This window comes from Mesorhizobium sp. P2_C4 (assembly GCF_056404575.1).
Genome location: NZ_JBFUDT010000002.1, coordinates 614,233 through 627,056 on the forward strand (window position 1 = coordinate 614,233; position 12,824 = coordinate 627,056).

12 protein-coding genes are annotated in these 12,824 nt (G+C 60.8%); 9 read left to right on the plus strand and 3 right to left on the minus strand.

Annotated elements, in window-relative coordinates:
- Positions 1 to 67 precede the first annotated feature (67 nt).
- Positions 68 to 799, minus strand: coding sequence for a GntR family transcriptional regulator (locus AC1DX6_RS09280; RefSeq protein ID WP_477312462.1), 732 nt, complete (start codon positions 797 to 799; stop codon positions 68 to 70).
- 156 nt (positions 800 to 955) lie between these two features.
- Here AC1DX6_RS09280 and AC1DX6_RS09285 point away from each other — a divergent pair, with 156 nt between their 5' ends.
- The 9 genes from AC1DX6_RS09285 (at position 956) to AC1DX6_RS09325 (ending at position 11,029) form a co-directional block, all read left to right on the plus strand.
- The gene (locus AC1DX6_RS09285) at positions 956 to 2,614 is read left to right on the plus strand and encodes an amidohydrolase (protein WP_477312464.1); all 1,659 of its coding nucleotides are present in this window, start codon (positions 956 to 958) and stop codon (positions 2,612 to 2,614) included.
- A gap of 1 nt (position 2,615) precedes the next feature.
- Positions 2,616 to 3,761: an ABC transporter ATP-binding protein gene (locus AC1DX6_RS09290; protein WP_477312466.1), complete on the plus strand. Its 1,146-nt coding sequence runs from the start codon at positions 2,616 to 2,618 to the stop codon at positions 3,759 to 3,761.
- Entirely contained in the window at positions 3,745 to 4,671 is a 927-nt protein-coding gene (locus AC1DX6_RS09295; RefSeq protein ID WP_477312468.1) for an ABC transporter permease, read from the plus strand. Before AC1DX6_RS09290 ends, AC1DX6_RS09295 begins: the two co-directional genes overlap by 17 nt.
- Entirely contained in the window at positions 4,661 to 5,467 is an 807-nt protein-coding gene (locus AC1DX6_RS09300) for an ABC transporter permease (protein ID WP_477312470.1), read from the plus strand. The genes AC1DX6_RS09295 and AC1DX6_RS09300 overlap by 11 nt, the downstream gene beginning before the upstream one ends.
- Before the next feature lie 25 nt (positions 5,468 to 5,492).
- Positions 5,493 to 6,524 (plus strand): extracellular solute-binding protein, encoded by a 1,032-nt coding sequence (locus AC1DX6_RS09305; RefSeq protein WP_477312472.1) that lies wholly within the window; start codon positions 5,493 to 5,495, stop codon positions 6,522 to 6,524.
- A gap of 73 nt (positions 6,525 to 6,597) precedes the next feature.
- Positions 6,598 to 8,184, plus strand: a complete 1,587-nt coding sequence (ggt, locus tag AC1DX6_RS09310; protein WP_477312474.1) for a gamma-glutamyltransferase — start codon at positions 6,598 to 6,600, stop codon at positions 8,182 to 8,184.
- A gap of 13 nt (positions 8,185 to 8,197) precedes the next feature.
- On the plus strand, positions 8,198 to 8,788 hold the full coding sequence (locus tag AC1DX6_RS09315; RefSeq protein ID WP_477312476.1) for a cysteine hydrolase family protein: 591 nt from the start codon (positions 8,198 to 8,200) through the stop codon (positions 8,786 to 8,788).
- A gap of 74 nt (positions 8,789 to 8,862) precedes the next feature.
- On the plus strand, positions 8,863 to 9,804 hold the full coding sequence (locus tag AC1DX6_RS09320) for an aldo/keto reductase (RefSeq protein ID WP_477313663.1): 942 nt from the start codon (positions 8,863 to 8,865) through the stop codon (positions 9,802 to 9,804).
- 139 nt (positions 9,805 to 9,943) lie between these two features.
- Positions 9,944 to 11,029: an ABC transporter ATP-binding protein gene (locus AC1DX6_RS09325; RefSeq protein ID WP_477313665.1), complete on the plus strand. Its 1,086-nt coding sequence runs from the start codon at positions 9,944 to 9,946 to the stop codon at positions 11,027 to 11,029.
- Between the two features lie 55 nt (positions 11,030 to 11,084).
- On the opposite strand, the gene AC1DX6_RS09330 is transcribed toward AC1DX6_RS09325, so the two are convergent.
- Entirely contained in the window at positions 11,085 to 11,927 is an 843-nt protein-coding gene (locus tag AC1DX6_RS09330; protein ID WP_477312478.1) for a carbohydrate ABC transporter permease, read from the minus strand.
- Positions 11,924 to 12,808 carry a carbohydrate ABC transporter permease gene (locus AC1DX6_RS09335; protein ID WP_477312480.1) on the minus strand — a complete coding sequence of 295 codons (885 nt, stop codon included), beginning with the start codon at positions 12,806 to 12,808 and terminating at the stop codon, positions 11,924 to 11,926. The genes AC1DX6_RS09330 and AC1DX6_RS09335 overlap by 4 nt, the downstream gene beginning before the upstream one ends.
- Positions 12,809 to 12,824: the final 16 nt, after the last annotated feature.

Sequence of the window (12,824 nt, forward strand, 5' to 3'; positions counted from 1 at the left end):
GCGGCGAGAAGCCGATCGGCTAAGCCCCAGGCGTCGATCGGCCGTCAGCTAAGCCGCATGCTGGCATTTATACGGCCAGACCCGATCGCGTCTGCAATTCCTCGTTTCGGGATAGATACAGGTCGCGCAGATCGCGCTGTCTGAGCATGAGGTCCAGGATGCCATCCCTCGATTGCCGGATATGACGGCGGGATTCGCGGCAGGCTGTGTCGACGTCCCTGGCAGCGATCGCTTCGACAATCATGTGATGGTCGTCACGCGCCGCCTGCCAGTCGTTCAACTGGGTCAGTTCCATCCAGACATAGACCTGGCACTTGTCCAAAAGTCCGTTCAGCATTTCCGCGAGCATGGCGTTGGCGCTAAATCGCGCGATTGCGCGATGGATTTCCATACCGGTCTGCATTTCTTCCAGCCGGGCACGTGGAGATGGATCGGTTTGCGCCAGGCGCTCGCAGTCCGCGACCAGGCCGCGAAGCATTTCCACTTCATCGAGGGTGATGCGGGCGATCGTCAAGGTCGTCGCATAGGCGTCCAGCTCTGCCCGGATGTCGAACACATTGCGCAGCATCGTTACGTCAAATTGAACCACCGCAAATCCCGTGCGGGGACGTTCGACCACAAGCCCGTCGCGCTCCAATCGATTAAGGGCCTCGCGCACCGGCGTCCGGCTAACCTGAAGCTGTTCGACGAGCTCGAGTTCCGTAATTCGTCTGCCCGGTGACAGCTGCCCGGTCACGATCATCGCCTTGATCGATTCATAGGTCGACTGACGCAAATGGCCGCGGCCAACTTCGTTCATGGGGGCTCCTAACACCAGCAGGCGTCAACGCGGCAATAGATACCGGTTGACTCGCGCATTCGCAACCGCATAATGTATACAACAAAGTATTCATAAAATGTAGTCAATTGCCGCCGCAACCGAAAGCGGGTTGGGGAGGCTGGGGGAGCGTCAGAGATGCAGGCAGACATCGTGGTCACGAACGCACGGATCCTGACCATGGACCCTGCCAGGCCGGCGGCCTCTGCGATGGCAGTCGCGAACGGACGCATTCTCGCTGTCGGCGACGCAACGGAAATCCTGCCCCTTGCCGGCAATTCGACGCGGATAATCGACGGTGCCGGTCGAAGCGTGCTGCCGGGTTTCATCGAAGCGCACATGCATGTGTTTGGCGGCGGCGCCACCGTCAATGACCTGTTGCTGACGGGAACGAAGGGTAAAGCCGCGATCCGCGAAAAAGTCCGGGCGCACGCGGCGGCAAATCCGGACGCGAAGGTCCTTTATTGCCAGGGTGCCGACTACGATATGCTCGATGGCAGCCCGATCGACCGGCATTTCCTCGACAGCATCCTCGATGACCGGCCCCTGGCCTTCGTGGCCTTCGACCATCACACGATGTGGGCCAACACCATACTGCTCAAGGAAGTCCGGCTTCTCCATGGAAAGGCCCTGGGCCCCGGCAACGAGGTGGTCATGGGCCTGGACGGCCTTGCTACCGGCGAGCTGCGCGAAGTCGAGGCCTTCGGACCGGTCGATGTCTATGCCGGCACCTTTCGGTCGTCGCTGGGGCTCTCCACCGGAGGCGAGCCGCCCGAACCGCCAACGCCAGAGGAAAGGGCACTAGACCGGGCATCCATAAGCGCCGGCCTCGCCTGGTGCGCCAGGCACGGGATCACGTCGATCCACAACATGGACGGAAATCTCTACACACTGGAACTGCTCAACGAGATCCAGGAACAGGGCAACCTGATCTGCCGTGTCAAGGTGCCCTTCCATTTCAAGAACTTCATGACGGTCGACATGCTGGAAAAGGCATCCCGCATGAATGACGACTATCGCGGGGACTGGCTGAATTCCGGTTTCGTCAAGGCGTTTTATGACGGCGTGATCGAAGGCTATACCGCTTATCTCGTCGATGGCTATGCCGACAGACCCGACTTCACCGGGCAACCGCTCTTCACGCAGGCCCAATTCACCGAAATGGCGATCGAGGCGGACCGGCGCGGTTTGCAGATCGCCGTGCACGCGATCGGCGACGGTGCGGTGCGCGCGGTCCTGAACGGCTATGAAGCCGCCATGGAGGCCAACGGCTCGCGGGACGCGCGCCACCGGGTCGAGCATGTCGAGGTCATCCAGCCCAACGACATTCCGCGCTTTGCAGCCCTTGGCGCCATCGCGTCCATGCAGCCGCCCCATCCCCCAGGCGTGATGGATTTCTCGCTTGAACCGGGCAAGACCCGCATCGGACCCGATCGCTGGCCGCTGGCCTATGCCTGGCGGACATTAATGCAGGCGGGTACCCATGTTGTCTTCGCGTCGGATTGGCCGGTGGCGCGGATCGATGTCTTGGCTGGCATCCATGCCGCCGTCAACCGCAAGCCCTGGGCGCCGCATCTGCCGGACCAGAGCTTCACCCTCCACGAGGCGATTGCAGCCTATACGATCGAAGGCGCCTATGCCGAACACGCGGAGGACCGGAAGGGACAGCTCAAACCCGGTCATTTCGCCGATTTTGTCCTCCTGTCCGGCGATATCGAGGCCGTTTCACCAGAGGAGATCAACACCCTGTCACCCGCACTGACCGTCTGCGGCGGTCGCGTGACCTTCGAGGCCTGATATGCTGGCATTGTCCCAACCCGCCCAGCAGCAAACCGCGGATCGTCGCCTGGCGGTCCAGGCGATCGGCCTGCACAAGAGTTACGGCACCGGCGCCTCGGCCTTTCTGGCGCTTGACGATGTGTCGATCGACATTACCGAAAACGAGTTCTTTACGTTGCTGGGGCCGTCCGGCTGCGGAAAAACCACGCTATTAAGACTGATCGCCGGGTTCAACTTTCCGACCAACGGACAAATCCTGCTCCGTGGCAAGGACATTGCGGCGCTTCCGCCGTTTCGGCGGCCAATCAACACGGTTTTCCAGAATTACGCGCTCTTTCCCCACATGTCTGTCGCCGAGAACATCGGTTTCGGACTGAAAATGCTGGGCTGGACGAAGTCCAGGATCGTGGATCGCGTGGCCGCGATGCTGAAACTTGTGCGGATGGAAACGCTTGCCGACCGGCGGACCAGCGAGATCTCCGGCGGGCAACAGCAGCGTGTCGCCCTGGCCCGCGCCCTGGCTCCGCAACCGGAAGTGCTTTTGCTGGATGAGCCGTTGTCGGCCCTGGACTACAAGCTGCGAAAGGAGATGCAGGTCGAATTGAAGCGACTCCAAACCGAAACCGGCATCACGTTTATCTTCGTGACGCACGATCAGGAGGAGGCGCTGGCGATGTCCGATCGCATCGCCGTCATGAATCGTGGGCGGGTGCTCCAGGTTGGCCGTCCGAGGGAAATCTACAACGCTCCGGTGGACAGGTTCGTCGCCGACTTCATCGGTGAATCGAACATTCTGAGCGGTCGGCTTGTCGGCCAGGCCGCGCCGGATGCTCATCGGGTCAATATTGCTGGCACTGTCACCACCGCTTACGGCAAAGCCGGAACGTCCAGCGACGGGACGGTTCAGGTCCTGATCCGCCCCGAACATGTCGACGTCCTCCACTCCCCGTCATCGGACTGCATTCCTGCGGTCATTGAAGGCGAGGTTTTCGTTGGGACGGACACACGCCTTCAACTGCGCCTGAACGACGGTTCGACTTTCACGGCGCGCCTGACCAACAGCCCGGAACAAGAGAAAATCATGACGTCTGGCACGCAGGTGTGGCTGCGAATTCATGGCCATAGCGCCCGGCTGCTCGGAGGCGAACATGTCCAGCATCACTGAGATGGCGGCCACACGCCGAGCCGCCGAAAGCCGGCGCCGCTGGTTGCTCAAGGCGCCGGCCCTTGTGACCATCATGATCGCCTCTGTCGGCCCGCTTGCAGTGATGCTTGTCTATTCGGTGATGGCAAAGGGCGACTTCGGCGGGGTCGCGCTCGGTCAGTTCAGTCTCGATGGCTGGATGAACGTCTTTGTGGAGCGCGATCCCTTTGACGACGTGCTCGTATTGGCCGATGCCAATCTCATCATCTTCTGGCGTTCCGTCGAACTGGCACTGATAACGACGCTGGCCACGCTGCTCATCGGCTTCCCCACCGCCTATTACATCGCGACCCGGCCCGAGCAGGTCCGGTCGCAATGGATGCTGCTGATCACGATCCCCTTTTGGACCAATCTCCTGATCCGCACCTTCGCGATCATGGGCATCCTGTCCAATCAGGGGCCGATCAACAACATCCTCATCTGGGCTGGGTTGATCGATAAGCCGATGCAGATGCTGTTCAGGGACGGGGCGGTTCTCCTGGGACTCGTCTACGTCTACCTGCCGCTCATGGTACTGCCCATCTATGCGAGCCTCGAGCGGATGGATTTCAGCCTTGTAGAGGCAGGATACGATCTCTATGCGACGCGCTCAAAGGTGCTTTGGCATATCGTCATTCCCTCCTGCAAGCCGGGCCTGATCGCCGGATCGATCCTCGTCTTCATCCCCGCAATCGGTGCCTACGTGACGCCGCGCGTCTTGGGCGGGGGGAAGAACATGATGATGGGCAACCTGATCGAACTGCAGTTCGGTCAGGGTCGAAACTGGCCCCTCGGCGCAGCACTTTCCATCTGCCTCCTGCTGATCGTGACGGTAGCGCTCATCATCTACATCCGCGGAAGCTCGGCTAAGGAGAATGCGCATGGCCGCTAGTCAGCACGCATTCGATCTGAAGGCGCAGCCAGGCTTCGGCATTGTTGCGCGATTGGCGATCGTCGCTCTCTATCTGCCGATCCTTCTCCTCGTCGTGTTCGCCTTCAACGCGACCTCCTCGCTCGGTGTCTGGGGCGGCTTCTCGTTCAATTGGTTCGTCAAGGCCTGGCACAACGACCTGATCATCAATGCCGCCCTCTTCTCCTTGTTTCTTGCGACCGTAGCCGGCGTGCTGGCGACGGTCATGGCCACGATGGCTGCCATCGCCATGACCCGAACCGACGCCTATCGCGGGCAGACGATCTCCTACGCCCTGATCAACCAGCCGCTGATCGTTCCTGAAATCGTAACGGCAATCTCGCTTCTGATCGTGTTCGCCGCGGTCAAGTCGGCAACCGGCTACTCGGGAACCGGCTATCTGGTCTTGGCGCACACGGCCTTCTGCATCCCGTTTGCCTATCTGCCGATCCGCGCTCGTCTGGAAGGCATGGATCTGACCCTCGAAACTGCGGCGGCCGATCTCTATGCGGACCCGTGGAAGACCTTCCTGCATGTGACGCTTCCGAGACTCGCGCCCGGCATCATAGCGGGTTTCATGCTGGCCTTCGTTGTTTCCCTGGATGATGTCGTCATCACCGATCTTGTGAAGTCCGGCGGACAGGAAACCCTGCCGACCTACATGCTGGGCCAGATCCGTCGTGACATGACCCCCGAAGTCAATGCCGCCGCCACCATGCTCCTGGTGCCTTCGATTCTTCTGGTGACGGCCGTACATCTGATCAACCGCAAGAAATAATCAACCTTACAGAGGAGTGACAAGCATGCGATCCATATTGACGACGCTGACATCGGCGATGCTGCTCGCGGTAACAAGTTCTGCGGCCCTCGCCGAGGAAGAACTGAGCCTCTACAACTGGGGCAACTACACCAGCCCGGAACTTCTGGAAAAATTCAAGAAGGAAACCGGCATCAAGGTCACAGTCACGGACTACGACTCCAACGACACCGCGCTGTCCAAGGTCAGGGCGGGCGGCTCGGGTTTTGACATGGTGGTTCCGTCAGCCAATTTCGTACCGATCTGGATCAAGGAGGGTCTTCTCCTTGAAGCCCGGCCCGACCAGATGCCGAATTTCAAGAATGTCGACGAACGCTGGGTGAATGTCGGCTGGGATCCGGGCCGTCATTATTCCGTGCCGTGGCAGTGGGGCATGACTGGGCCGGTCGTTGCCACGTCCTTCTACAAGGGTGACATCAACACCAGCGCAATCTGGCTCGATCCGCCGGCGGAATTGAAGGGCAAGATCAATGTCGTGCCCGAGAAGAACGATGTTCTCTATGCCGCCATCCGGTACATGGGCGGCACCTGGTGCACCGGAGACAAGGCGCTCTTGAAGAAGGTTCGAGACAAGCTGCTCGAAGCCAAGAAATCCTGGGTCTCGATGGATTACGGCATCGAAAAGATGGACAGCCGCGATACGCTGGCCCAGCTTTACTACAATGGCGCCGCATTCCGGGCGCGGCAGATCAATGCCGACGTAAAGCTCGGCTTCCCCAAGGAAGGCTATTCGCTGTTCATGGACAGTGTGGCAATCCTCGCCGACGCGCCGCATCCGGAAAATGCCAAGAAGTTCCTGAACTTCATCATGGCGCCCGAAAACGCGGCCCTGATTTCGAACTTCGCGACCTATGCCAACGGCATCAAGGGCTCGACCCAGTTCATGCGTGACGACATCAAGGCCGCGCCCGAGTTGAACATTCCAGCGGAGTATGTTGCCGCCGGCGGCTGGCAGGACGTCTGCCCCGCCGAGGTGGACGAACTCTACACCAAAATCTGGACCGAACTGATGAAGTGATGTGCGTGCTCCGGCGGAGGCCCATTCTCCGCCGGAGCCCCCGAAACTCAATTGTCCAGAGGCCCTAGCAGACATGCGTGACTTCCAACTACCCGGGCGCTCACCCGTTCGAACAACCGGCGCAATGGCCGCGACGTCCCACCCTCTCTCCACCCAGGCAGCTGTCGAAATGTTGCGCGCTGGTGGCAACGCCGTGGATGCGGCCGTTTGCGCAAGCGCCGTGCAGGCCGTGGTCGAGCCTCAATCGACCGGGATCGGTGGCGATTGCTTCGTGCTGTATTGCCCAGGCGGTATGGACGAGGTGATAGCGCTCAATGGCTCCGGGCGAGCCCCGGCCGCGGCTTCCATCGATCGCTTTCGGTCCATGGGAATGGCGGAAGTCCCGACCTTTGGACCCCATTCGGTCTCGATTCCGGGCGCAATCGACGCCTGGGACCGGCTGATCAGTGATCATGGCAGGAAGACGCTGGCCGACGTGCTCGCTCCCGCCATCCATTATGCCGAGAAGGGCTATGTGGTGCACGACCGCGTGGCCTTCGACTGGCGGGAGGCCAAGGTCCTGCTGGAGCAGGACGAGCATTCAGCGGCAATCTTCCTGCGCAACGGCCGGGCGCTCGAGGCAGGCGACATACACGTCCAGCCGGCATTGGCTGCCACCCTGCGGCGCGTCGCCGAACTGGGCCGTAAGGGCTTTTACGAAGGGCCGGTGGCGCAGGCCATGGTCGCACGGTTGCGGGAACTGGGCGGCCTGCATTCCCTTGCCGACTTCGCCGCAACCAGCTGCGATTACGTCAGTGCTGTTTCTGTCGATTACCGCGGCTACCGCGTGCACCAGATGCCGCCGAACAATCAGGGCCTGACCGCGCTCCTGATGCTGAACATCCTTGCCCAGGACGATTTGTCATCGTTCGACCCGAACGATGCACGGCGTTTCCATTTGGAGGTGGAGGCGGCGCGGCTTGCCTATCGCGAGCGGGACAACCGCCTGGGCGACCTTGATCCCTCAAGCCCGGTGATCGAATCCCTTCTGTCGAAGGGCCATGCCGCCCGCCTGCGCCAGAAAATCTGCATGAACCATGCGATGACCGATCTTCCCGAAGTCGAACTCAGGCGGTCGGACACTGTCTATATCTCGGTGGTGGACGAGGATCGCAACGCCATCAGCTTCATCAATTCGACCTATGATTCCTTCGGCAGCGGAATTACCTGCCCGTCGACCGGCATCGTCCTGCAAAATCGGGGTTCGAGCTTCCGCATGGATCCGGACCATACCAACGCGCTGGCACCCGGCAAGCGGCCGATGCACACGATCATGCCCGGCATGCTCACCAGGAATGGCCGTGCCGTCATGCCCTTCGGCGTGATGGGCGGCGATTACCAGCCGATGGGTAATGTTCACCTTCTGACCAACATCCTGGATTTCGGCATGGATGTGCAGGCCGCGCTCGATAGTCCCCGCCTCTTCCATACGCAGGGGAGTATCAAGGCGGAAAGAGGCGTTTCCGACGCCACTGCAAGGGAATTGCAGGCGCTTGGACACAAGGTGGAGGAAGCGCCAGAACCTTTCGGAGGCGGACAGGCCGTTTGGATCGACTGGGAAATCGGCACGCTGACGGGAGCCTCGGATCATCGCAAAGATGGAATGGCTTCAGGTTACTAGAAAAGGAAAAATCATGGCGCGCGCAATCCTCGTGGTCGATGTCCAGAAAGTCTACACCGACCCGGCTTCGCCTTTGCATTGTGCGGGGAATGCCGAAGCAATTGCCAACATCAATGCGATCATTTCCGTGGCGGAAGCCGCGGGCGAGCTGATCGTTCATGTCCGCCACGTTCATCGCGCGGACGGGGCAGATGCCGGCCGCATGTTCGATTTCACTGGCGAGGCGGGAGAACTCGGCTTTGTCGCGGGCACAGAGGAAGTCGAAGACGACCCAAGGCTCAGCATCCCGGCCGGCACCTTGGCGATCAGCAAGCAGCGTTATTCCTGCTTCGTGGGCACGGACCTCGACCGGGAGCTACGGGAAAGGTCGGTGGACCGGATCGTCGTGACCGGCTTCATGACGAATTTCTGCTGCGAGGCCACGGCCAGGCATGGTCATGATCTCGACTACTTCGTTGACTTTCCCCTCGATGCGACCGGCTGTCCCGACCTGTCCGAAACCGCGACGCAGAATGCGATCAAGGCGGCAACCGCCGCGACGCTGGCTGCCGGCTTCGCCAGGGTGATGACGACAGCAGAATGGCTCGCCGGGTCAGCAGCCTGACCGGCAGGCCGGAAATGCGGCTGGTTGGCTGCACCGCCGAAATCCAACCCCTCCCCATCAACGTCGGAAGAACCATGATCAAACGCACGCTTGGCCAATCCGGCCTTTCTATCGCGCCCCTGGTATTTGGTGGCAATGTCTTCGGCTGGAACGTCGATGAGAAGACGGGATTTCGTCTACTCGATGCGTTTGTCGATCACGGCTTCAACGCCATCGACACGGCGGATGTCTATTCCAACTGGGCGCCTGGCAATTCAGGCGGTGAATCCGAAGCCATGATCGGCCGCTGGCTTAGGGCTCGGCCGGGCATGCGCGATCGGGTGGTGATCTTCACCAAGGTCGGTTCCGATATGGGCGGACCAGGCCGGAAGGGATTGTCGCGGCGATGGATCCTTGAAGCCGCCGGGCACTCCCTCCGTAGGCTCGGCACCGACGTCATTGATCTCTATTTCGCGCATAGGCCGGATTCCGAGACACCCCAGGAAGAAACGCTCTCGGCCTTCGGCGCGCTTCTTGAGGCCGGCAAGATCCGATCGATCGGCGCGTCGAACTTCGATGCGGACCAACTGCGGGCGGCCCTGGCCCTGTCCGGAAGCGGCTTGCCCCGCTATACGGTCTTGCAGCCTGAATACAATCTTCACGACCGTTCGGACTTTGAAGGGCCGCTGCAGGACCTCTGCCTGCAGGAAGGCGTCGGCGCAGTCACATATTTCAGCTTGGCCTCGGGTTTTCTCAGCGGAAAGTATCGCGACAAGGCGGATTTGTCGAAGTCGGTCCGCGGAGAGGACGTCGAGAAGTATCTCACGCCACGCGGCTTCGCCCTTCTGGACGCCCTTCAAGCGGTTGCGGCGAGGCACGGAGCAAGCCTCAGCGAGGTCGCGCTGGCCTGGCTGATGGCGCAGCCCGGGGTGATCGCGCCGATTGCCTCGGCAACAAAGCCCGAGCATATCAGCAGTTTTGCTCGTGCTGCCGGTTTGCGGCTTAGCGCGCAGGAATGCCTGCAACTCGCCATCTGATGCACGGCCTCGCGACCCCCATTGCCAATCGGCACCCCTGAGGTTCGGTCACCATGAAAGTCAGTCGGCCCAAAACGCAGCTTCGTTCCTTGACATCGGGTATTTATCCGAAATTATGCAGGAAAGAAGGATCGCAAGCATGACGGGAATCGCGCTGTCGGGCGTATCGAAGCACTTTGGCGCTGTCGAAGTGATCCGCGACGTGAGCCTGGACATTGAGCCGGGAGAGCTGGTCGTGTTTCTCGGTCCGTCCGGTTCCGGCAAGACGACGCTGCTCCGGATGATCGCCGGCCTCGAAAGCATTGACAAGGGCACGCTGACGATCGACGGGGTGCGCTCGGAGAACCTTGCGCCTGGCAGGCGCAACGTTGCGATGGTCTTCCAGAACTATGCGCTTTACCCACATATGACAGTCGCGGAGAACATGGCCTTTGGGCTGAGGAACATTCGGGTCGCGCCGGATGTCATACGCCAACGGATCGCCGAGGCTGCGCGTATCTTGGAGATCGAAGCGCTGCTCCACCGGCGGCCGTCGCAGCTCTCCGGTGGGCAGCGCCAGCGCGTGGCCATCGGTCGTGCGATCGTCAAGGAGCCCAAGGCATTCCTGTTCGACGAGCCACTCTCCAATCTGGACGCAGCGCTTCGAGCCCGCACACGCGTCGAGCTTGCCGAACTGCATCAGCGTTTGAAGTCGACGATGATCTACGTCACTCACGACCAGGTGGAAGCGATGACGCTCGCCGACCGTATCGTGATCCTCAACGATTGCCGGATTGAGCAGATGGGAAGACCCGTCGATGTCTATGCACGTCCGGCGTCGCGATTCGTCGCGACCTTCGTCGGGTCTCCGGCGATGAACATTCTGCCTGTTACGATTTCAGGCTCAGGCGACAGGCTCAATGCGCGCTTGACCGATGGATCGCTCGTCGAAATTCCCGGCGCGCCGGTCACCATGGATTGGCGCGAACTCGGCGTGCGACCGGAATCGCTGACTGTCGTCTCCGAGGGCAATGAAACGTCCGCTACGGCCACCGTTGTCGAGCGCCTTGGCGAGCGAACGCTCATCTATGCGCGGCTTGCGGATGGGACGCAGGTTACGGCACAGGATCGCGGGCTTTCGAGCGTCAAACCGGGCGACACCGTTCGGCTGAAGTTCGACACCACGGCCCTCCATCTCTTCGCCGCGGACGGATCGACCTGGCACGCGCGCGCCGACGGGGCCTGAACCCTGTCGAGCGGGGGCGTGCCCTCTGGCATTGCGGTTCGCTTGCGAGCCGAAGCTAACCTTTGATACCTGCCGAGAGCGTTATCGCTTCAGTTACCCGGCGCTGGAAGAAGAGGTAGGCTAGCGCCACCGGAAGGCCGGCCAGTACGGCTGCCGACAGCTGGCGCGCGTAGTAGACACCGAAGGCGTCATTGACCTGCGTGATACCGACGGTGATCGTCATCATCTCGGTGCGGGTCACCGAGAGGAACGGCCACAAGAACGCATTCCACGTCCAGATGAAGCATACGATCGAGAGCGCCGTTGTCACCCCCCAGTTCATCGGCATGTAGATCTTGAAAAGGATCCCGAATTCAGACGCGTTGTCCATGACCGCGGCCTCGCGGAAATCCTTAGGGACCTGATCGAAGAACTGCTTGTACACGATGATGATGACGGGGTGGATGAGCTGCGGCAACATGATTCCGGCCCAGCTGTTGAGCAGGCCAAGGTTGGCGACCAGCACGAAATGATTGATGATCAGCGCCGAAATCGGCACCATGAAGGAGGCGAGGATCAGCCACCATAGCGCGATCCGGCCCGGGAATCGCAACTGCGAGATCGCGTAGCCGCACAGCATCGAGATGAAGATGGTGATGACCGTTACGCCGACCGCGACAGCCACCGAATTGACGTACCAGGCGCCGATCTGTGTCGTGGTCAGGGCGTCAATGTAGTTCTCCAGCGTCGGCGTCTCGGGCCAGAGTTCGATGTAAGGCCGGATGACCTCGTCGTCCGGTTTGAGCGATGAGATCACACCCCAATAGAGCGGGAATGCCCATAGGATGGCCCACACGACCGTCAGCGCCGTGATTATCCCGCCCCAAAAATTCCAGCGTTGCACAGCCATGGCGTTCATCGGCGCCGCCTTTCGGCGAACTGGAGCAGTTGGAATTGCAGAACCGAGACGGCGACCACAAGCATGAAGAGGGTGACGGCGACAGCCGCCGCCCTGCCTCCCTGGTTCTGCTGGAAGGCCTTCTGGAAGACGTAGTAGACGAGCACCATATTGTCGTTCGGCCGGCCGCCGATCGAGAACAGATAGACCTGATCGAAGATCTTGAGTTGCAGGATGAGCTGGATGGTGAATACCAGCGAGGTGATCGGCCACAGCAGCGGCCAGGTGATACGCCGGAACGTGGTCCATCGCGTCGAGTTGTCGAGCGCCGCGGCTTCATAGATCTCCACTGGTATGGACCGCAGTCCGGCGAGGAAGAGCAGGATCGAGAAGCCCGCGGTCCACCAGATCGTCACTCCGGCCACAGCCGGCAAGAACCAGACGCGCGACTTGAAGACCGGCACGCGCGGAATTCCCAGCCAGTCCAGCACGTGCATCGCGATCCCGAACTGGAAATTCAGCGTCCAGTCCCAGATCAGATAGACCACGGATACCGGCAGGATATAGGGCAGGAAGAACAGCGCCAGCACGATCGCCTGGAAGCGGCCTTTGAGGCGTGACACACCAAGCGCGATCAACAGGGCGATGAGTGTCCCTGGGATGACCGTCATCAGCACGAAGTAAGCGGTGTTCCAGACCGCGCGCCGGAACATCGGGTCGTTGTCGAGCCGCAGGTAGTTGTCGAGACCAACCCACTGACCCGCGCCGATCAGCGGCGCATCGGTGAAGGAGATGCGGAACATCTGAACCGTCGGATAGACGAACGCCAGCAGGTAGATCGCCAGGAAGGGAGCGACCAGCACCAGCGCGACAAGACGTTCAGTGCGGGAGTTGCGAAGCACGGCTCTTCCTCAGATA